We start from the raw sequence: 20,589 nt of genomic DNA on the forward strand, positions 1-20,589 counted from the left end.
GGGGATCAGAAAACCCCACGCCTTTAGGCGGCTGGGATGGCGGCGTATCCGGTGTAGATTGGCCGGATGGAAGCATATAAGCGGGGCAGCCATACAGTTTGGGACTGCAAGTATCACCTGGTTTGGGTGACGAAGTATCGCTATGCGGTGCTTGGCGGTGATGTGGGGGAGCGGTGCCGGGAGTTGCTGCGAGAGATGGCACTGGCGCGCGAGATGGTCATTCACGCCGGGTCGATCAATCGCGACCATGTGCACATGCTTGTGTCGATCCCGCCAAACCTGTCGGTATCGCGTGCGGTACAACACCTGAAGTGACGCAGCTGTTCGGGATATTGCAAAAACGCTACTGGGGCCAGCATCTGTGGGCGAGGGGCTATTGGGCTGCCACGAGTGGCAATGTGACGGATGAGATGTGGGTAGAGTACATCAAGAACCAGGTACCGCCCGAACCCGACGACAACTTCAACGTGACGTGAGTTTGCACCCGGTCCGCCGGACGGCGGACCGATCCGGCTTTAAGCCGTAACCTGAAGCCACCGCCTTTTAGCTGGTGGAGCATTCACATCCTAGCCGCAGGCTGATGAGGCACAGCTTCTGCCGCTGAGCGTGCAGGATTGCGGTATGCATCCGATGAAGCCGGTGAAGACCGCAGACGCGCGTATCCGGCGGCCAAGGCCGCGGAGCACCGGTGCTGGGGGGCAAGCTTTCGATGGGGGAGCGACGATTGGCTCATGCCTGCAAGGCGTATCGGGTCAGCCAGCGTCGGACGTGCCAGGCCCTGAGGATCGATCGTTCGACGGTGCGCTACACCAGCATCCGTCCGGACGACGCTCCGTTGCGCGAGGCGATGCAAGCCGTGGCGGCAGAGCGCCGCGTTTACCGCAGGATCCACGTCATGCTGGACTGGCAGGGCATCGTGATGAACCAGAAGAAGCTGCGGCGCCTCTACCGGGGAGGAGAAACTGCAGGTGCGCCGGCGCGGCGGCCGCAAGCGAGCGCTGGGCACATGCAGACCGATGCTCGTTCCGGATCGCGCCAACGCCCGCTGGAGCCTGGACTTCGTCTCCGACACCTTCACCGACGGCCGTCGCTTTGGGGTGTTCCCCGTGGTCGACGACTAAACGCGGGAGTGTCTGGCGCTGACCGCCGACACCTCGCTGTCGGGCCTGCGCGTCGTGCGCGAGCTCGACACCATCATCCGCTGGCGCGGGCGGCCCGCCATGATCGTTTCGGACAACGTCACGGAGCTGACCTCCATGGCGGTCCTGCGCTGGTGCCAGCAGACGGCGTCGAATGGCACTATATCGCGCCGGGTAAGCCCATGCAGACTGCCTTCGTCGAGAGCTTCAACGGGCGCCTCAGGGACGAGTGCCTCAACGACACGCTGTTTTCTCGACGCTGTCCGAGGCCCGCAACGCCATCACCTCATGGAAGGAGGATTACAACCACCACATACCACACTCGGCCCTCGGCAACATGCCGCCGGCTGAGTTTGCAATGAGATCACGCTGGAAAAACAGGCCGCAGGAGGCCAGAAGCGAAACCAGGACTCTCCCCCAAGCCGGAGGAGATTAGAGTCTCAGGTCAAGTTCTTTGCCGCGCCTGCGAGGACGTTGTCGTGCAGGCTGCCGGGCCCCCCGCTGCCGATCGAAGTCGGCCCGCCGACCGAGGCAACTGTCGCCCAGGTGCTCGTCGCCAAATATGCCGACCAACTGCTTTGTCGCCAGACCCAGATCTTGCCTGGCAAGGCATCAAAACTCGATCGCTCCACGCTCGCCGACTGGGTCGGCACCTGCGCCCGGTGCATGTGCGGCTGCTCGCGAAGCTGAAGGCCTCGGCGAAGCTCTTCGCGTTCGAGACAACTGCGCTGGTGCTCGAACCTGGTCCCGGCAATTGACAACCAGTCCCCAGAGCGTTGGGCAGACCTCTGGCGCAGCCGCTGGTCGGGGCCGATCGTCCCTTGGGGCGCCATCTCGCTTCTAGACCATGAAGATATGCAAACTGAATTTGACGCAAGTCGATCCGCGATTGACAGTTAGATGATCGAGGCAAATAGACGAACTTACAGATGCACAGAATCGAAACATTTCGGAATCTGCAGAGGGAGGCAACCGAGTGGTGCCTATCCCTCCACCGACGCCCTGAGCTCGAATACCGTAGACAACACGGCCAGACTCGCGACCGAAAAGTTGGCTTCGTTTGGTGTCAATCACATCGAAACGGGGATAGCTGAAACCGGCACCGTTGCAGTGATTCAAGGTGAAGGGGGAGACGGCCCAACCATTGGGTTGAGGGCAGATATGGATCCCGGGTTGCACTAGAACAGAAGACGACATCGGACAGCAGGAGTTAAAGTCAAATGGCGATGGCAAAGGGGCCGCAGGCATTCCCACGGGCTGAATATCTGCGACGGCTCTCCTCAGTTAAGGCGGAAATGGAACGACGCGAGATCAATGCGTTGTTGGTAACCAATTCGGCCGATATCACCTATCTTTCCGGATACACCGCTAAATCCGGCTACGTCCCGGAAGGGCTGATAATTTCCTTGGAAGTGGAAGAGCCGACGTTCGTGACACGCCGTTGCGATGCGCCCGCGGCGATGCATCAGATGTTCTTCGATAGCAGCCGGGTCATTGGCTATCCAGAAGCTCTTATTGCTAACCCTCATATGGACGGCTTTGATGCGGTAATCGACTTCCTGCATCACAATGGCCTTGCCAGGGGTCGGGTAGGGTTTGAAACGAAATCCCTTAGGTCGGAATCGATAGAGAAATTCAGGACCAGAATGCCGGAAGCGGCGATTGTAGATTTCAGCGACGCAGTGGCTTGGATCCGGCTGACGAAATCCGATCTGGAAATCGCCGTGATGCAGGAAGCGGCCGCAATCACCGATGCGGGTATGTTGCGAGCGAGAGAGGTCATCCGCCCGGGAGTGCGAGAGGCTGATGCTGCCGCGGAGGTCATTGCGACGCTGATCCGCGGTGCCAATGGTAAGTCGGGCACAGATGTGGCGCACTTTAACCTATGTGCCTCGCCGCGTTCCTCCACGCCTCACATCAGGTGGAGCGAAGATGTTTTCCGTAACGGATCGCAGATCAACCTTGAGTTTAGCGGTGTCCGTCATGGGTACGTCTCTGGCCTGATGCGGACATTCTCAATCGGCCAACCCTCGGACCGTCTGTGTCGAGTTCACGAAGGCGAAGTTGCCGGATTGGAAGCGGCGCTTGCCGCCGTCAAGCCCGGAGCCACTTGTGGCGATGTCGCTACGGCTTTCAATAAGACGCTCAAAAAACATGGTTTCGAGAAAGAAACTAGATGTGGCTATGCCATTGGGATCGATTGGCTGGAACCAACGGCTAGCCTCAAGGAAGATGACCGGACTGTGTTGGAACCGAACATGACCTTTCACTTGATGCTCGGAAACTGGATCGACGAAGACTTCGGCTATGTGATCAGTGAAACATTTCGGGTTACCGAGAGCGGCGCCGAAACCTTCTCTCGCCTGCCGCGAGAAATCTTCCAACTTTGACTTTAGTTCTACGAAAGACACCTACTGGAAAAGGCTCGGACAGTGCAGGTGAACTGTTGCGGTAATCGGGTCATTACGGAGTCATAGGTAACAAAGATGCCCTGCATCGCGACTATTTCTCAAGGGAACACAATGAACCAGCTAGGTAACCCTCATCTTCGACGTGCTGCCTGCCCCTTCGAGAGCCGTTGCCCCGGGGTAATACTCATTTCCTCCAGCGAAGTGGCGGCTGACGCCATTTGCTCTACCATGCCGAAGGATGACGCACTGTGGTTTCACCCAAGCAATGGCCCAACTTGGCGGCGGGTTCGCGTTAGCGACTCCCTTTGTTGAGGTTGCGGCCACGCTTCCGCAGGCAGGACGCCTCGATGTGCTGGCTTTAAGTTGCACCAGTGACTCTGTGGAAAATTGGTATGCACGAATCGTTTCTGCCTTCTTCAGCCAGTTGATCAGTCGACTTCGGCGGCACAAAGCGCATTGATGGCCGGCCGACCGCCTCGCAGATGGCTTCCGCATCGTTCCGGTCGTTCTTGTTCGACTTGACGTATGGTGTCACGAACTGAGGGCTGATCAGCCGAACCCCATGGCCGAGATCGGAAAGCACCCTTGCCCAATAATGCGCTCCGTTCGAGGCTTCCATGCCGACCAGACATCGCGGCAGATTGGCGAAGAAGGGGGCTACCGCATCGCGACGCAGCGTCTTTCGCACGACGACTTTTCCGTGGCTGTCGACGCCGTGAACCTCGAAGACATACTTCGCAAGATCCAGACCTATTCGAACGACCTGCATGACATCCTCCTTCGTTGCAGTTGGCGTTCGAGATTTCACCGCGCCTAGAGGGCGGGGTCCATACCATTGGCCCGCAGTGTAGCAATGTGATGATTCTCTCCTTTCCATCATCATGGCCTCGCGCACAGAATTCCTGACAGTCCCATCGGGTTAGGAAAACCAGTGTTTGAACGGGAGCTGCATGAGCTCGCCAAGCAGCGTTGCACCTGATCCGCGCGTCACCATACCGGCCCCGCCGCATATCAACGGCCGCACCTGACACAGGCCTGACACAAGTCCGCACTCGATCACACGCCCAAAAGTTCAATGCCCTCCTTGCAAAACGGCTAGGATACACACAAGTTCAAGCGGGCCAACAAGGCCCTGCGCAGGCTCAAGACCTAACTCGGCCGGACTACCAGCGACATCTCCCGCCAGATCGCCGGCGATGCGGAACTAATATAATGCATCGGTAACGGCAAGGCGCAGCGCCCTGCGACTTCGCGGTGAAGGTGTCGGTGGCCACCACACTGAAGCGTTCAAAGGGCGGTCAGTTCGCCCTGCACGCCATGGCGCTGTCTGGCAACCCCTATGACGGCCATACCGTGGCAACGGTTATCCCGGACATGCAACGGATCATCGGATCCGAAACGCAGCGCATCCTTGCCGATGCCGGCTATCTCGGCCACAACGCACTCAAGACATAAGCTCAGGGTCTTCAGAGCGCCGCATGACACCGGCCATCAAGCGCCAGATGCGGCGACGATCGGCCGTTGCGGCGCGGCAATGAAGGTGAGAGGCGTCTCATCCTGATCGTCGCGCTATAACCCCGCCGTTGCGGTGTCGCGTGAGCACCGGCGTGCCAAGACCGATCGGCTCGACACCGAGCTTTTGATGCGCGCCTTCCTCGGCTGGTTGCGTGGCGAGAAGCGCCATTGCAGTATGGCGGCGATACCGACGCTCGAAGAAGAAAGGCCGAACCGCGAGCGGCAGCCTTGGTCGGTGAGCAGACGCGGCTCATCAACCGCATCAAGGTGATTCTCGTCCGCTTCGGCCTTCGCAGCTTCCGCTTAAGCCTGAGTAATGCGGCCACAGGCTCATGGCCATGCACACAACGGAGGGAACGCCGCTACCAGACAACGCCCCCGCCGAGTTGCACCGCATGCGCGAGCGGCTCGACCTCGTACGTGCGCAGCCCGCGTCATCGAGCAGGACCGACTGCGTAGTTCGCCGCGGCCACATGCGATGGTGCGCCTCATCGCACAGATCATCGGCGTCGGGGTCGAGAGGCCCACATGCTGGTCCACGAGATCTTGTCGCGCGGTGGCGCGCTATACCGGGCTCACGGGGTCGCCGGATGAGAGCGGCAAACGCCGTCCCGAAGGGGCTGGCACGCGCCGGGAGTGCCCGCGTGCGGCGCGGGATGATTCAAAAGGATTTCTCCTCACCTGGCTTCAGCCTGCAACAAAACTGCCAAACAAATTTACAGACTCTTCGCGATCGCATGTCGCTAGCAATGGTAAGTTTACAGCAGGTTTGAGGTCAGTCGCGGTAACAAGGGAAAGCCGATTGCTCCCGGGCCGCCGCACAGCACGCAGCGTTGGGTTAAATAGAGTGGCAAGAAGAGCTATAATTCTGCTTGAAGGCGCAAGTAATAGTCGAATCTATAACGAAGCGGCTCGGCGCCTTAACCTTTATCCAATTACCCTATCAGCTGATCCAGCTCTGTACGACTATCTCGCGGCAGAAGGGATTGAGGCAATCCGTGTCGACAAAGACGGTCACGATGCGCTGATCCGCGAATGTTCTCGGCTACGCTCGACCTATGACATTGCTGGCATTACGAGCGCCAGGGAGGAGGTCTATGCGACAGTCGGCAAGTTGTGCCGGCATTTCGCTCTGCCAGGACCGAACCCGGCATCCATTGACCGATGCTGCGACAAATTCGTTCAACGTCAGCTTCTTGCCCAGGCCGGCGTTCCAGTACCTGCCTTTCGCTCGGCAGCGAATGCGACGGAGGTTGAACGCTCTGCCGCGGAGATCGGTCTGCCCGTGGTTCTCAAGCCAGCCGTCGGCATCGGCAGCAGCGGTGTCCGATTGTGCCGCAACGTCAATGAGTTGGCCGAACACACAACCTATCTATTAGGGGGAAAGCATATATGGCGGTCTTCGCCCAGGATACTAATCGAAGAATTCGCACAAGGCCATCAGTATAATCTTGAAGTAATGGGAAATGAGATCATTGGCATTGCCCGCGCTGACTACGGCCCACCGCATTTCGTTTGTCGTGGGCACATCTATCCGGCCCCAGTGACTGATGGAGAGTGTAAACGCATCGCCGATATGTCGCTGAACTGTTTGCGAGCTCTCGGTCTTGGCTGGGGGCCAACGAACATTGAACTTAGGTGGACGAACCGTGGCCCAGTCGTCATTGAAGTCAATCCGCGCCTTGCGGGTTCGCCCGTTCCTGACATGGTCCAGCTGGCTTACGGTGTCGATCTCATCACTGAGCACATCAAGCTCGTAATTGGCGACGAATGGGATTTGCGCAAAAGGCATGCGCACACTGCGGCAGCGCGGTACCTAATTCCCGATTGCGATGGCATTCTCGATTGGATCGATGGCGATCGGGCGGCAGCTGTATCAGGTGTCGCCGAGGTAAAATTGTATATTGAACCCAAGACGCCGATCATCAGGAAAGGCGATTCCGGAGATCGCATCGCACATGTCATTGCCGCTTCGCCCAACCTTGCTCGGACCGAGGCGATACTTCAGCGTGCGGTCGACTTAATCGATTGGTCGATCACACCATTTGCGGCCCCTGAATAGCAACGATCTGCGGGTCCTTGCCTCCTTTTGAACATCGTAACTCAAAAATAATCCAGGGCTCCGTGCCCCATCGTCGGGAATCAAACGTGGCAAACTTATCCAGTAAGAGCGGACGTGGAACTGAAAGCGCCGATCCCCGGCTCCAGGCCATTCCGGGTCAGCAATCGACAGGTCCCGGCGATCGCAATTCGCATTATACTCGCATGTCGGCCATACTACACGGCCCTCGGCGTGAACGGTGTTGTTCTGGCGCGCCACCAGATGTCGTTCTACAGGGTTGCCGCGCTCAGCGGCTGACACAGGATCCAATGCCTGAGGGCGTCGAGGCGTAACATGACTTCCGGCATTAGCCATAGCTTTCCCTTTTGATGTTGGTGAGGCCTTGGTTCAGGAAGAGCGAGCATAGACCCATGCAGGCACATGCGTTATCATTGTCATGAGCAGATGCAACTTGGTAGGTCGAGTCAGCCTTGTATCCTCCAATCTACAGCCATCTGAAAACGAGATGATCACGATACACAGACTGAATTTGACGGGAAAGCCGCGGGAATTGACAATCAAAATTAGCAGAACGGAGGAGACATGAGCCTCACCGCTTCGCACAGAAGAATTTGTTCGCTCTCGCGTCGGCCGCCCTCGAAGGGGCTCGCCGCGATATTCGGCTTAGATGTTGGGCCTGGGACCGTTGTAACGGTTAGGCGACGTCGGTTCAAGACCGAAATCAGCATCAAAGTGGCGGCAGTCGTCCGTTTGGGAGGGCGGACTGAGTGAATTCTTGCAAACAAGGAACCGGTCCAGGACGCCGAACTGACGAAACATTGGAGAAACTAATCCGACCTCCGAGCTGCAGCAATAGATCTGTGCTGCCGCTGATTCAATAGAATAGGCGCGTGGATTAATAGCGCTACTAAAACAAGAAAGGGGAATGCAAATGACAATCTGTCGACGCGACCTCATCAAGGCGGGTTTGGCCGCCGGAGCGGCTATTTCGATCCCATCAGTCCTCCGGGCGCAGATAGCGCCAACCGCCGCGCGGACAGTCCGCATGGTGATGGACGACCTCGCCACCTTCGATCCAACCGTTACGACGGCTACCATAACCGGCAATCATGGCCTGGCGATTTACGACACGCTGTTTGCGCTTGATTCCAAATTGATAGCACAGCCACAAATGGTGGGAAAGTGGAGCGTTTCCGGCGACAAGAGAACCTACACGTTCCAGCTGCGGGATGGTCTGGGCTGGCATGACGACACCCCTGTCACTGCCGCGGACTGTGTCGCCTCGATCCGTCGCTGGGGCCAAGTGCCTTCCGGCGGAAAGCTGATCGCGGAGCGGGCCAAGGATATCTCGGAGCAGGACGACAGGACCTTCATCATCTCGCTCAAGGAGCCGATGGGGATTCTCCTCGAAATCCTAGCCGGCGCGGTTACGCCGGTCCTATACATCATGCGCGAAAAGGACGCGAGTCTCGCTGCCACAGAGCAGGTGACCGCTAATATCGGGTCGGGGCCGTTCAAGTTCAATGAAGCTCTCGCCAAACCAGGCGCAAGCTTCACCTACGACCGCAATGAAAAGTATATACCCCGCCACGAGCCGACAGACGGGTTCGCGGGCGGCAAGGTCGTGAACGTTGATCGCGTAATCTGGGAAAATATCGCCGATCAGCAGACTGCTCTTGCAGCCTTGCAGTCGGGCGAGGTTGATTTCGTACAAAAACCAGCCGCTGACCTTTTCCCAGCGATCAAGAGCGATCCCAACCTTCAACTCCAGGCTTTGAACAAGGCGGGCGATGTATATTTCATGCGCATGAACTGTCTGGAGAAGCCATTCGATAACGTCAAGGCGCGTCAAGCGATGCTTCACCTGATAGATCAGGAGGCAGTCATGCGTACCGCCTTCGCACAGGAATACATAAGGCCCGTAACTTCGTTTTTCGGAAACCAATCGCCCTATAGCAACGACGAAAATACTGAGTGGTACAAGAAAGGTGGCGACCCAGAAAAGGCCAAGCAACTCCTCAGCGAAGCCGGATACGCAGGCGAAACGGTCGTTATTCTCCAACACGCGAATTGGGCTGACGGCAACAATATCGAGCAGTTTCTCGCGGCCACGCTGCGAAAAATTGGGCTCCACGTTGAGCTGGTGCCGTGCGACGCGGCCGCGTTTAATGAGCGCCGAAAGAGTCGTAGCTGGAGCATCTTCATGACGGCCGAGTCCGATTATGAGCGCAGTACTCTGGCCAGCAATCCGACTCTATTCGCGAATGGCGAGGAAGGTTGGTACGGCTGGCCGAAGAGCGACAAATATGAGGCTCTTCGGGCCAGATGGGCAAATGTAGAAACACTCGAGGAGCGCCAGGCACTGGCCCGCGAGATGCAACGTATACAGTGGGACATCGTAGGGACAGTTCTACTGGGCTCAGTTGCCTCGCCAATTGCGCACCGCAAGACGCTCACCGGGCTCATCGAAATGCCGTCGCTGACAGCTATGTGGAACATGCAGAAGAGTCCGACCTAATGGCGGCCTATATCCTTCGCAGGTTAGTTTCGGCCATCGCCGTCATGGCGATGGTCGGGATCTTTGTCTTCCTGCTTCTCAGGCTGGCGCCCGGTGATCCAGCGGCCATCATCGCCGGCGACAAGGCCGCACCTCAGGTGATCGCCGCCATCCGCCAACAGCTGGGGCTCAACGAGCCTATCCCGGTTCAGTTCGTGCATTGGTTGTTCAGCGTCCTCGGCGGCGACTTCGGGACCTCACTTTTCTCGAGGCGACCCGTTCTCGAACTCATCTCACTGCGGCTGGAACCGACCATTTCCATTTCGATCCTGACGATCATCCTTTCGGTGACGATTGGGGTCACCTTCGGCATTCTTGCTGCGTGGCGAGCGGGCGGCCCGGTAGACCGCATCCTGACGGCATTCGCGACACTTGGTTTTTCTGTCCCGGTGTTTGTCGTCGGCTTCTTTTTGATTTACTTGTTCGCTATCAGGATCCACTGGCTGCCGGTCCAAGGATACGTGTCAATCGACAACGGCCCTGGGCCTTGGTTTGTGCACCTGATCTTACCTACACTGGCCCTGAGCCTTCCTTACATTGCTTTCATCGCTAGGGTCACGCGTGCGAGTATGCTCGCGGTTCTGTCGGAAGACTATATGCGAACGGCCGCCGCCAAGGGTGCTTCGTCCTATGCCATGCTTTTTCACCATGCTTTGAAGAATGCCGGCGTGCCGATCCTGACCGTAATTGGCATAAGCTTCGCCTATCTTATCTCTGGCGTCGTTATCACGGAAACGGTGTTCAACGTACCCGGTATTGGACGTCTGGTCGTCGATGCGCTCAACAACCGCGACTACCCTATCATTCAAGGCGTGCTCATCCTCGTTTCTGGGCTCTACGTGCTCATCAACCTCGTGGTCGATCTTTCTTACAATCTGGTCGACCCTCGCATCCGGTACTGATATGACGCTCCTCTCTGCGCCAGTTGAATACGTCCCGACGGGCCGCCCCCGAATATCCACCCTGTCCCGTCTCGCAAGGCGGCACCCGCAGGTTCTGATAGGAGGCTGTCTCCTTTTGCTCCTAATCGTCCTGGCGCTTGCCGCCCCGCTTTATGCCGGAGATCCGGTGAATATGGATCCCTACAAACGCCTCCAGCTTCCTTCCGCCGAGATGCGGTTCGGAACCGACAATCTGGGCCGCGACGTATTTGCCCGAACAATCTTCGGCGCCCGCATCTCCCTGATGGTCGGGTTGATTTCAGCGGTCTGTGCGACTCTGGCCGGGCTTCTGATCGGTATTGTCGCTGGGTATGTCCGCAGCTTTGATAACGTCATCATGCGGCTGATGGACGCCCTGATGTCGATCCCAACGATACTACTGGCCATCGCGCTCATTGCCCTGACCGGCCCCGGGATAGGCATCCTCATCGTCGCCATCACTATACCCCAGTTGCCGAGCCTCACGCGACTGGTTCGCTCCGTGGTTCTGGGTGTGCGGGAGCGTCCCTATGTGGAGGCCGCTCTTTGCGGCGGCGCTCGCCTACCGAAGGTGTTGTGGCGCCATATCCTCCCGAGCACCATTCCGCCTCTTATGGTCCAGAGCGCCATCGTCTGCGCAGATGCGATTCTGATAGAAGCCGGTCTGAGCTTCCTTGGCGTGGGCGTGCCGCCCGAGATTCCAAGCTGGGGTAACATGATCGCCAGTTCGCGCCTGTATCTTGCCATCGCTCCAATGACGATCTTCGCCCCCGGTATCTGCCTCGCGATTACCGTCCTAGCCGTGAACCTGCTCGGGGACGGCCTGCGCGACCTTTTCGATCCTCGCGCCAAGCAGAGGCGCTAACATGCAGATGCATCAAACCGCAGGGGACGACTTGCTCCTCGACGTTCGAAACCTCGAAACGCATTTCTTTGGCGAAGACAGCGTCACCTGCGCCTTGGGGGGCATCAGCTTCCAGATGAAGAAAGGCGAGACGCTCGGCGTCGTCGGCGAATCGGGATGCGGGAAGAGTGTCACTGCCCTCTCGATCCTTCGCCTACTGCCGAAGGTGAGCGCCAGGACCGTCGGCGGCGAGGTCCGCTTCCACGGGCGCGACCTGCTTAGGCTATCCGATCGGGAGATGCGGCAGATCCGCGGCGACCAGATCGCCATGATCTTCCAGGAGCCGATGACTAGCCTAAACCCGGTCTATACGGTCGGCCGCCAGATCGCAGAGGCAGTGCAGATACACACGACCGCCTCCCGCCGAGTTGCGATGGCAAAAGCCGAAGAGATGCTCCGTCTTGTCCGCATCTCGGACCCCGAGCGTCGCGTCAACAACTATCCTCACGAAATGTCCGGCGGGATGCGCCAGCGCGCCATGATCGCCATGGCTCTCGCGTGCTCGCCGGAACTGTTGATTGCCGATGAGCCGACCACCGCCCTCGACGTCACTATCCAGGCTCAGATCCTGCGGCTCATCGTCGATCTGAAAGAGCGCACGGGAACAGCCGTGATGTTCATCACGCATGATCTGGGCGTTGTAGCCGAGACATGCCAACGCGTGATCGTGATGTATGCTGGCCAGATCGTCGAACAAGCTGACGTGATAGATTTGTTTGCGCGTCCCGCGCATCCCTACACCCAGGGTCTCATGCGATCGGTGCCTGACCGTCGGCGCGGCCGACAGCGCCGCCTTCCAGAAATCCCCGGCATCGTGCCGAGCCTGCGTGAGCCGATAGTCGGGTGCAGCTTTGCGCCTCGCTGCCCGTTCGCGATAGATATTTGCCGCGAAAAGACACCCGTCCTGCGTGATGTCGGATCGAGCCACGCTGCAGCTTGCTGGCGCGCCGAAGAGGTTATGGGCGCATGAGCGGTCCTCTGCTGAAAGTCGAGAATCTGACCAAGCATTATCCGCTCGGTACGGGTTTCCTGAAAAAGTCCGTCCCGGTGATCCGGGCGGTGGAGGAAGTATCCTTTTCCGTTGAGGCGGGCGAGACGCTCTGTATCGTCGGCGAGTCTGGATGCGGCAAGTCGACTGTCGCGCGGCTCTTGATGCGGCTCGTCGAGCCGACGGGCGGGCGCGTGCTGCTCGACGGCACCGATATTGCGGGCCTCAAGAAGGAGGCGCTTCACGCGTGGCGCCGTCGGATACAGATGGTCTTTCAGGATCCTTACTCGTCGCTGAATCCTCGCCTTACTGCCGGGCGAATTATTACGGAGCCTGTCGAGAATTTTGAGCGTCTCAGCCGGAAGCAGCGCCAAGCGCTTGCTGCGGACCTTCTCCGAAAAGTCGGAATGTCGCCCGAAATGATGCACAGGTTGCCGTCCGACTTGTCGGGCGGTCAGCGCCAGCGGCTCGGCATTGCACGCGCTCTGTCGCTCAACCCCTCTCTCATCATCGCCGACGAAGCGGTCTCAGCCCTCGACGTCTCAGTGCAGGCGCAGATTCTGAATCTGCTTCGAGATCTACAACAGCAGATGGGCATCGCCTTCGTCTTCATCTCACATGACCTTGGCGTCGTGGAGCACTTCGCCCATCGGGTCGCGGTTATGTATTTGGGGCGGATCGTAGAACTCGCCCCATGCGAGGCGCTCTTCACCAAGCCAGTCCATCCCTACACCGAGGCGCTGATTGGGGCAGCTCCGGTGCCGGATCCGAGGCGAGTTCGGCTGGAGGCACCGGTCGAGGGCGAGGTGCCAAGCCCTATCAATCCGCCGAGCGGATGCGCGTTCCATCCTCGCTGCCCGCTCGCGCTCGAGCGTTGCCGCATCGAAGTGCCGCCCCTAGTCCCGATGCCAGACGGGCGCGTCGTGGCCTGTCATGTGCGCGCTCCGGCGACAGACATCCCGGGCCGGCCGGTTCTGGCCGGCGATCGTTGGAGCCTTTAGCGCAATAGGTTGCCGCCGAACGCGACGGACATGTCAGAAATTCGTTCACCCGATCGAACATATGGAATGCACCGCTGACACGGGCACCGAACCTCATTCCAAATGCGGCGAAAAGAAGGGAAAAGGACTATGGAAGAGCATACACGCCAGGACCGTTCTCGTCAGGACCAACAGGGTGACAACTATGATACGGTCGGTTCGATTGCAACGAACGTTGCGGACGGCTTCACGATGGTAGCAGTTGGCGACCTCATCGTTTCGCGGCCGCTGACCAAAGGTCACCCCCCCGGCTTCGGCGACATCGTCAAAGTCCTCCATGACGCCGATGTCACCTTTGGCAACATGGAAATGAATATCTTCGATATCCGATCGTTCGAGGGAAGTCCGCAGGCTGAGTATGGCGGTGCGTTTCACGTTAGCCTGCCCGGGGTCGGACCCGATTTGAAGGCGATGGGATTTAACCTCGTCAGCCGAGCGAACAACCATACGCTTGACTGGGGGCTTGAAGGCATGCGCGAGACGAGCCATGTGCTGGATCAGAGCGGGATCATCCATGCAGGGGCGGGTGAAAATCTCGCACAAGCCGGCGCCGCTCGCTTTCTCGAAACCGCTCGCGGTCGCGTGGCCTTGGTGTCGCTAGCTACATCGTTCACGCCTATGTCTCGGGCCGGCGATCCGGCCGGTGAAGCGCCAGGCAGACCCGGTCTCAACGCCCTTCGTTTGATGCAAAGCATCGTGGTCCCGCCCGAGAAGCTCGAGAGCCTGAGACAGATACGCGATGCGCTGCCCGACTCCAGGCCGGGCGGTCGATCAGCTCCGCCTGCAGTCTCAGGGGTCTCGACGGATCAGCCCGAGGACCCTAACGATCCAAACTGCGTCGTGGTCGCCGGAATGGCGTTCAAAGCGGGCGACAAGGCCGGTTACAGCTACGCAGCCGATCCACGCGACATCGCCGACATTCTTCGAAACGTTCGTCGTGGCAAGCAGTTCTCCGACTTCTGCATCGTCGCGAATCACTGTCACCAGCCCGGAAATTGGAGCAGGGAGCCAGCTGATTACGAACAATCGTTTGCGTATAGGCTCATTGACGCTGGAGCGGACGCATACGTCGGACACGGACCGCATCAGTTGCGAGGCATCGAGATCTACAAGGGGCGGCCTATCTTTTATAGCTTGGGAAATTTCTTCTATGACGACCTGCGGACGCCCGTGGGGGCTGACATGTTCGAGGCGTATGGCAAGGACCCACGGGTCGACACGGATGCGGAGGTGACAGTTGACGAAGAGGCAAAAGGATACCCGACTGCAGAAGGATTTGTTGGCGCGCTCGCCGCACCGGTCTTCTACGAGAGCATTGTCACGGTGTGCCGATTTGAACAAAACCAGCTTGCCGAATTGCGGCTCTATCCGATCGAACTCGGCTACTCAAAGAGATTTGCTAACCGCGGTGTCCCGCGTCTCGCACCCGCGCCGCAAGCAAAAACCATTCTAGAGCGTCTACGAAAGCTATCGAAGCCATTTGGGGCCGATATCGCCATCGAGAACGACATTGGAGTCATCAGACTGCGGCCCAGTCCCCGCAACGACCGGCTCTGATGAGTGATTAGCGGCTTGAAGAAGGCGCGGTTGCGTGCGCCGCGGGAACGCGACGGCAGACTGGCGGAAGCAACTCCGGAGCCGTCGTTCGCTGGTCACGCGTTCCTGCGAGGCCGGCTGCGCATGGTCTATGGCCTTTCGCCGCCGGAAGTTGTTGCTGGTCTTTCAAGAGCGCCAGTCGATCCACGGCGCCTGCGCCTGTTATTTGATCGCTAGCAGGCTTGCCATCTGAGAACGCCCTGTACAACTGTCTTGTCCTCTTTTTTACGAGCGGGAAGGCGAAGAGGAGATCGGCAGCTCGCACATTGCCGATTTCGTGCGTGCCAACAATGAAACGCTAAAAGCTGATCTTGCCGTCACCGCCGATGGCCCATCGGCATGCGAGCAGCGCACCTGTGATTCATATGTGGACGCCCCCGATTGGCAATAGCTTTGGTGAGCTTCTGATCGGTCGCTTTCATATGTCCGGCCTGTTTTGTGCGGAGCAGTTTCCGCTGGCCCTGATGGAAATCCGCGAACGAGATCCCTGATCATATGTGGACGCCCCCGATTGGCAATAGCTTTGGTGAGCTTCTGATCGGTCGCTTTCATATGTCCGGCCTGTTTTGTGCGGAGCAGTTTCCGCTGGCCCTGATGGAAATCCGCGAACGAGATCCCTGATCAAGCTGGCGCATTCGAGACGCATTGAATCACACGGGGTGTTCTCGTTCTTGGTCGATCATCTCACATCACGTTCTGCCGTCACCAATTCCTGTATTCGCCTGTAGCGGCTGGCGGCCGTCAGCAGGCGCTGATCCGATATGGGCTGAACTGCTGCCCGCGGGCGAGAAGAGCCCAGGCGATCCGGGCGGTCTTGTTGGCGAGAGCGACCGAGACCAACCGCACCGGTTTCTTCTCCAGCAACGATTGCAGCCACTGGGCTCCTGGCGTCTGCTTGCCGCGGTTGTGGCGGATCACGGCCGTAGCGCCTACGACAAGCAGCCGGCGAAGATAGCGGTCTCCCTGCTTCGAGATGCCGCCGAGACGTTGTCGGTCACCGCTCGAGTTCTGTTTGGGGACGAGGCCGAGCCAGGCTGCGAACTGGCGCCCGGAGCGGAACTGGCCGGGTTCGCTGACGGTGGCCACGATCGCCGTGGCGGTGATTACGCCGATGCCAGGAACGGCAGCCAGACGCCGGCTCGCTTCGTTCTGGCGATGCCATTCGTGCAAGACCTTGTCGAGCTTCCGGAGTTCGTCTTCCAGTTCGAGGAGCCGGCGAACCAGCGTTGTCATCGCCACCTTTGCCATCTCAGGAAGCATGGTCTGCGGATCATGCTCGTCGAAGACGGCACGCATCAGCTTTATGAGGTTCACCACACCCGGGTTACAGACCAGTCCGAACTCCGCCAGATGCGCCCGCAGGGCGTTCGCAGCCATGGTGCGCTGGCGGACGACCAAGGCCCGCGTCCGATGAACCATCAGGATGCTTTGCTGTTCTGGTGTCTTGACGGGAACGAAGCGCATGGTCGGGCGCCGGACGGCTTCGCAGATCGCCTCGGCATCCGCGGCGTCGTTCTTGCCCCGCTTCACGTAGGCTTTGACATAGGCGGGTGGCATCAGCTTGACCTCATGCCCCAGCGCCGCCAGGGCTCGCGCCCAATGATGCGCCGTCGCACAGGCTTCCATGCCGATCAGACAGCTCGGAAGCTTAGAGAAGAAGTTGATCATCTGCTTCCTGAGCAGCCTCTTCACCACGACGACGGTGCCGTCATCAGCAATGCCATGAACCTGGAATACGCTTTTGGCCAAGTCGAGCCCAATCGTTGTAATCTTCATGCGGACGCTCCTTCCTCGGTGGTTCCGATCATCAACGGCCACCTTGCGCGAGGGGCGTCCACCTCATCAAGTTCGGATCGCGCGAAGGAGGTGTCCTTTGAGTTGCGTTGTCGCCATGCTAACATGGCTTGCATTCTGGTAACTTTGACGGCGTCGTGCCCAATTGAAATCTGGGCTTTGGTGCACCTGATAGTCCCGGGCTTTGATGGGGCATCCTTACTTATCTCCCGAATCAAAGGATGCGCTATGGGCAGGTTCTGCATGGGAGTGCCACAACGACAGAGGCGGTCCGTCGAGCAATACAGAATAGTCATGTCTGGACGGCGCTCGCCGATCAAGGGTTTGTTTTCGGCAATAGGACGTTCGCGGGTGCGGTCATGTCTCCGGCCTGTTGTTACGGTACTGGACCGCTGGCCCTGATGGTGTCCGCTGATCCTTTGGCCCGATCAAGGGAACAAGCTCGAAACTCCGACTATCCTGCAGGCTTTGGGATTTGTCCTCGTTTGTTCCCATTACATCACTGTCACCCTCGATTCCGTCAGCGGCCTTAGCCTAAGTTGCTGTCACGTCGGAGTGCCGTTGTAGTGCGCCTCGTCGCGGATAGGGCATAAGGGCGAAGACGATGCGAGTCAGCTCAACAGCGACCAGCTTGAAACGGCTTGGTCTCCATCAGGCGATCGGCCCACCTTCTCAACGCATCGCTACAGCGTTTGCGAGACGAGGCCGAGCCTGCACCTGCTCATCGGGATTGAGAATGATCTCACCCGAGCGATCATGCGCCAATCCGGCGGGAACGGGGAGACGTAGTTCACCACGCGCCGCCTTCTGACGCTCGCCCTGATGGAGGCGCTGGATCTGGTGCAACTCCCCTTCGCTCATGATGCCGGACAAACCGAGCAGCAGGCGATCATGATAAGCGCAGGGATCATAGAGATGTTCGCCGTCGGCAATGATGACTCCCCGGATTTGCCAAGATCTTCGTCGATGGCCGTCCGATCGGCGAATACAGCGCCGCGAACTCCCGCTCCAGCGCCGACAGCGCCTCACTCACGATTAACCGGATCGCCCGCAACGGATGATTGCGCCGCACCCGGGCTTCAAGGTCCACGTAGCTGAACAGTTCGCCAGATCGATCGTCGCCGCCGCGCACTCGTCATCTCCGAATCCCTTCGGAACCAGTGAATCACCGCTACGGTCCGGTGGCGAGTGCCTTTTTCAACAGATGGGGTGATTGGGGTCTCTTCCGAGCCGAGATGAAGGCGGCTGCTCCTGTCGGGATGTGAGAACGTGGCGATGTGGATCGCCACAAACATCAGGAAGGAGCAGCCATGAAGTATTTTGCCGGACTGGACGGTGCGCCGTGACGGCGCGGGAGGTGAACATGGAATAGCCACCTCTCAAGCTTGCTGGTTTTCGACCGGCGGCTGTAATGCCGCCCCGCCCGCAGGAGCAGCGGTCGGAAGGGGGCCGAGAAGCCCGACCGGGCGTCGCCGGTTGGGTGGCATAAGCAGATCGGCCTGAACTGTACCGGGTGCGGACCATCGGCCGCAGGCCGGGCTACCGCAATGTCTATGGCGAGATAACGAAGTGAGCGCTGGAAGCCTCGGATTCAACCGGTAACGCCTCCAAGTCGCGCGATGGCGTGGGAGGTAAGAAGCGATCAGAAGCGGTGGGGCTCGTCTATCCTCACTGCAGGGCGCGGACAACGCGTTCGAGACGGGGAGAAGCTCTCATTGCCCTGTCTTCCGCATCGCCTGGGGTAAAGCTCACCGCCTACGGGCATGAAGGTTGGAAATCGGAACACGGGAACTTGGACTGTCTGCCCAGCATGGAACTTGGCTCGCCGCGACGGCCGGAGATGGACGGCACCAAGGGCGGAGCTTCCGAGTAGTCGGAGCGCGGGAAAGCCGTGCACAGGGCGAAGGGAAGCAGGAAGACGGTAGACTTGCATGACGGAGGAGTGATCTGTGGACATGGATCACCAGACCGGCGAGGCCTGGGTACTCGGCGTTCAGTGCAAACTCTATCAGTGGAGTAAGGCAAATCCCGAAGACGCGTGGCGAGACATGTGGGGTTGGATCACCGACCTGCGCGTGCTGCGTCACGCCTGGCAGCGCGTAGCCTCCAATCGAGGCCGACGCACGGCTGGGATCGACGGGATGACCGTGGGCCGCATCCGGGATGGGATCGGTGAGCAACGCTTCCTCGAAGGGCTTCAGGCCGAATTGCGCTCCGGCGCATATCGACCCAGCCCTGCGCGGCGCAAGCTCATTCCCAAGGCCGGTAAACCGGGGCAATTCCGGCCCCTGGGCATTCCCACGATCAAGGATCGCGTCGTTCAAGGCGCGGTCAAAACACTTCTGGAGCCGATCTTCGAGGCGCAGTTTTGGCATGTCTCCTATGGGTTTCGACCCGGACGGAGTACGCATGGCGCCTTGGAGCATATCCGACGAGCTGCCTTGCCGCATAAACGCGACAAGGACACACGTCGGAACCGGATGCCGTATCCATGGGTGATAGAGGGCGACATTAAGGGCTGCTTCGATAATTTAAGTCATCATCATCTGCTAGAGCGGCTGCGCCAGCGCGTGGCTGACCGGCGGGTGACGAGGCTGATCGGGCAATTCCTGAAAGCCGGTGTTCTGTCGGAGGAGCAGTTCCTTCGCACCGACGCCGGCACCCCCCAGGGCGGGATTCTCTCACCGCTGCTCGCCAACATCGCGCTCAGCGCGATCGAAGAGCGGTACGAACGGTGGGTGTATCAACGCACCAAGGCCCATGCCGACCGCAAATGTGACGGGAGGACCGCGGCAGGCAGAGCGCGCTACTGGGATCGCATGGCTGGTCGCTGTGCGTTTCTGCCGGTGCGCTACGCCGATGACTTCGTGGTGCTGGTGTCTGGCACACGGGAGGATGCCATCGCGGAAAAGGCCGCGCTGGCGGACTGCCTGCAACAGACCTTGGGCCTTGAGTTGTCGCCGGAAAAGACGAAGGTCACAGCCATGACGGAGGGGTTCGAATTCCTCGGATTCCGCTTCATCATGCATTGGGACAAGCGCTACGGCTTTGGCCCGCGCATTGAGATTCCCAAAGCAAAGGCTGCCAACCTGCGTCGAAAGGTCAAGGCACGTACGGGAACGAGTTCCACCCCGTGCAGTCTGGCCTCCAAGCTTCAGGAGCTCAATCCCATCCTGCGTGGGTGGGCGAACTACTACCGCCACTGCGCCTATGCCGGCCGAGTGTTCACCAGTCTCGACTGGTATACTGGCATGAGGATAGCACGGTGGCTGCATAGGAAACGCCCCAACGCGGGGTCGCGTGACATCTGGGCCTCGTGCCAGCCCAGTAGCCGGCGGCCAACGAGACGGCTTTGGCGCGAGGGAATGGTCGAGCAACATATGCTCGCCTGGACCCCCGTCTGCCGCTTCCGTCTCGCATGGATGGCGATGCCTGACTTTGCCATGTCTTCTGGAGAGCCGAGTGCGTAACGAAAGGCGCATGCTCGGTTCGGGGAGAGGCGGGAAGAAACCGGCCGCTGAAAGGCAGCGCGGCGCTCACCGCCTACTCTACTGTCTTTGGAAGAGACCGCGATTTGCGTGGTCGACGAGGCCGGGCGGATCGTGAAGGAGGCGCGTGCGGCGAGCGAGCCGCAGGTGTTGAGCGAAGCGCTGCGGAAAGTCG

10 protein-coding genes and 7 pseudogenes are annotated in these 20,589 nt (G+C 59.3%); 14 read left to right on the plus strand and 3 right to left on the minus strand.

Features of this window, described 5'->3' with window-relative positions:
- Positions 1-66 precede the first annotated feature (66 nt).
- From tnpA to RFN28_RS16855, 4 genes and pseudogenes are all read left to right on the plus strand, one after another.
- Positions 67-476, plus strand: a pseudogene (gene tnpA / locus RFN28_RS16840) (IS200/IS605 family transposase).
- Between the two features lie 242 nt (positions 477-718).
- Positions 719-1,575: pseudogene (locus RFN28_RS16845) on the plus strand (IS3 family transposase); the annotation flags it as partial.
- Between the two features lie 19 nt (positions 1,576-1,594).
- Positions 1,595-1,891, plus strand: a pseudogene (locus tag RFN28_RS16850) (IS66 family transposase); the annotation flags it as partial.
- A gap of 468 nt (positions 1,892-2,359) precedes the next feature.
- Positions 2,360-3,529, plus strand: coding sequence for a M24 family metallopeptidase (locus RFN28_RS16855; RefSeq protein ID WP_320288419.1), 1,170 nt, complete (start codon positions 2,360-2,362; stop codon positions 3,527-3,529).
- A 439-nt stretch (positions 3,530-3,968) separates the two neighbouring features.
- Here the strand turns inward: RFN28_RS16855 and RFN28_RS16860 are convergent.
- Positions 3,969-4,319, minus strand: a pseudogene (locus RFN28_RS16860) (IS110 family transposase); the annotation flags it as partial.
- A gap of 339 nt (positions 4,320-4,658) precedes the next feature.
- Between RFN28_RS16860 and RFN28_RS16865 the strand changes: the two are divergent.
- The 8 genes and pseudogenes from RFN28_RS16865 to RFN28_RS16900 form a co-directional block, all read left to right on the plus strand.
- Positions 4,659-5,073 (plus strand): annotated as a pseudogene (locus tag RFN28_RS16865) (IS5/IS1182 family transposase); the annotation flags it as partial.
- Between the two features lie 839 nt (positions 5,074-5,912).
- Positions 5,913-7,127, plus strand: a complete 1,215-nt coding sequence (locus RFN28_RS16870) for an ATP-grasp domain-containing protein (protein ID WP_320288420.1) — start codon at positions 5,913-5,915, stop codon at positions 7,125-7,127.
- 931 nt (positions 7,128-8,058) lie between these two features.
- Positions 8,059-9,645 (plus strand): ABC transporter substrate-binding protein, encoded by a 1,587-nt coding sequence (locus RFN28_RS16875; RefSeq protein WP_320288430.1) that lies wholly within the window; start codon positions 8,059-8,061, stop codon positions 9,643-9,645.
- Positions 9,645-10,586 carry an ABC transporter permease gene (locus RFN28_RS16880; protein ID WP_320288421.1) on the plus strand — a complete coding sequence of 314 codons (942 nt, stop codon included), beginning with the start codon at positions 9,645-9,647 and terminating at the stop codon, positions 10,584-10,586. The genes RFN28_RS16875 and RFN28_RS16880 overlap by 1 nt, the downstream gene beginning before the upstream one ends.
- Position 10,587: 1 nt before the next feature.
- Positions 10,588-11,469, plus strand: a complete 882-nt coding sequence (locus tag RFN28_RS16885; protein ID WP_320288422.1) for an ABC transporter permease — start codon at positions 10,588-10,590, stop codon at positions 11,467-11,469.
- Between the two features lies 1 nt (position 11,470).
- Positions 11,471-12,478, plus strand: coding sequence for an ABC transporter ATP-binding protein (locus RFN28_RS16890; RefSeq protein WP_320288423.1), 1,008 nt, complete (start codon positions 11,471-11,473; stop codon positions 12,476-12,478).
- Positions 12,475-13,497, plus strand: coding sequence for an ABC transporter ATP-binding protein (locus RFN28_RS16895; protein WP_320288424.1), 1,023 nt, complete (start codon positions 12,475-12,477; stop codon positions 13,495-13,497). Before RFN28_RS16890 ends, RFN28_RS16895 begins: the two co-directional genes overlap by 4 nt.
- A 129-nt stretch (positions 13,498-13,626) precedes the next feature.
- The gene (locus tag RFN28_RS16900) at positions 13,627-15,093 is read left to right on the plus strand and encodes a CapA family protein (protein ID WP_320288425.1); all 1,467 of its coding nucleotides are present in this window, start codon (positions 13,627-13,629) and stop codon (positions 15,091-15,093) included.
- Between the two features lie 780 nt (positions 15,094-15,873).
- Here RFN28_RS16900 and RFN28_RS16905 read toward each other — a convergent pair.
- Together RFN28_RS16905 and RFN28_RS16910 are read right to left on the minus strand one after the other, a co-directional pair.
- Entirely contained in the window at positions 15,874-16,908 is a 1,035-nt protein-coding gene (locus RFN28_RS16905) for an IS110 family RNA-guided transposase (RefSeq protein WP_320288426.1), read from the minus strand.
- 982 nt (positions 16,909-17,890) lie between these two features.
- Positions 17,891-18,058, minus strand: a pseudogene (locus RFN28_RS16910) (IS5/IS1182 family transposase); the annotation flags it as partial.
- Between the two features lie 823 nt (positions 18,059-18,881).
- On the opposite strand from RFN28_RS16910, the gene ltrA reads away from it, so the two are divergent.
- Together ltrA and RFN28_RS16920 are read left to right on the plus strand one after the other, a co-directional pair.
- Positions 18,882-20,396: a group II intron reverse transcriptase/maturase gene (gene ltrA / locus RFN28_RS16915; protein WP_320288427.1), complete on the plus strand. Its 1,515-nt coding sequence runs from the start codon at positions 18,882-18,884 to the stop codon at positions 20,394-20,396.
- Between the two features lie 81 nt (positions 20,397-20,477).
- A pseudogene (locus RFN28_RS16920) lies at positions 20,478-20,589 on the plus strand (IS110 family transposase); the annotation flags it as partial.

The sequence above is a fragment of the Mesorhizobium album genome, from assembly GCF_033977205.1.
GTDB classification, from domain to species: Bacteria; Pseudomonadota; Alphaproteobacteria; order Rhizobiales; family Rhizobiaceae; genus Mesorhizobium; species Mesorhizobium album.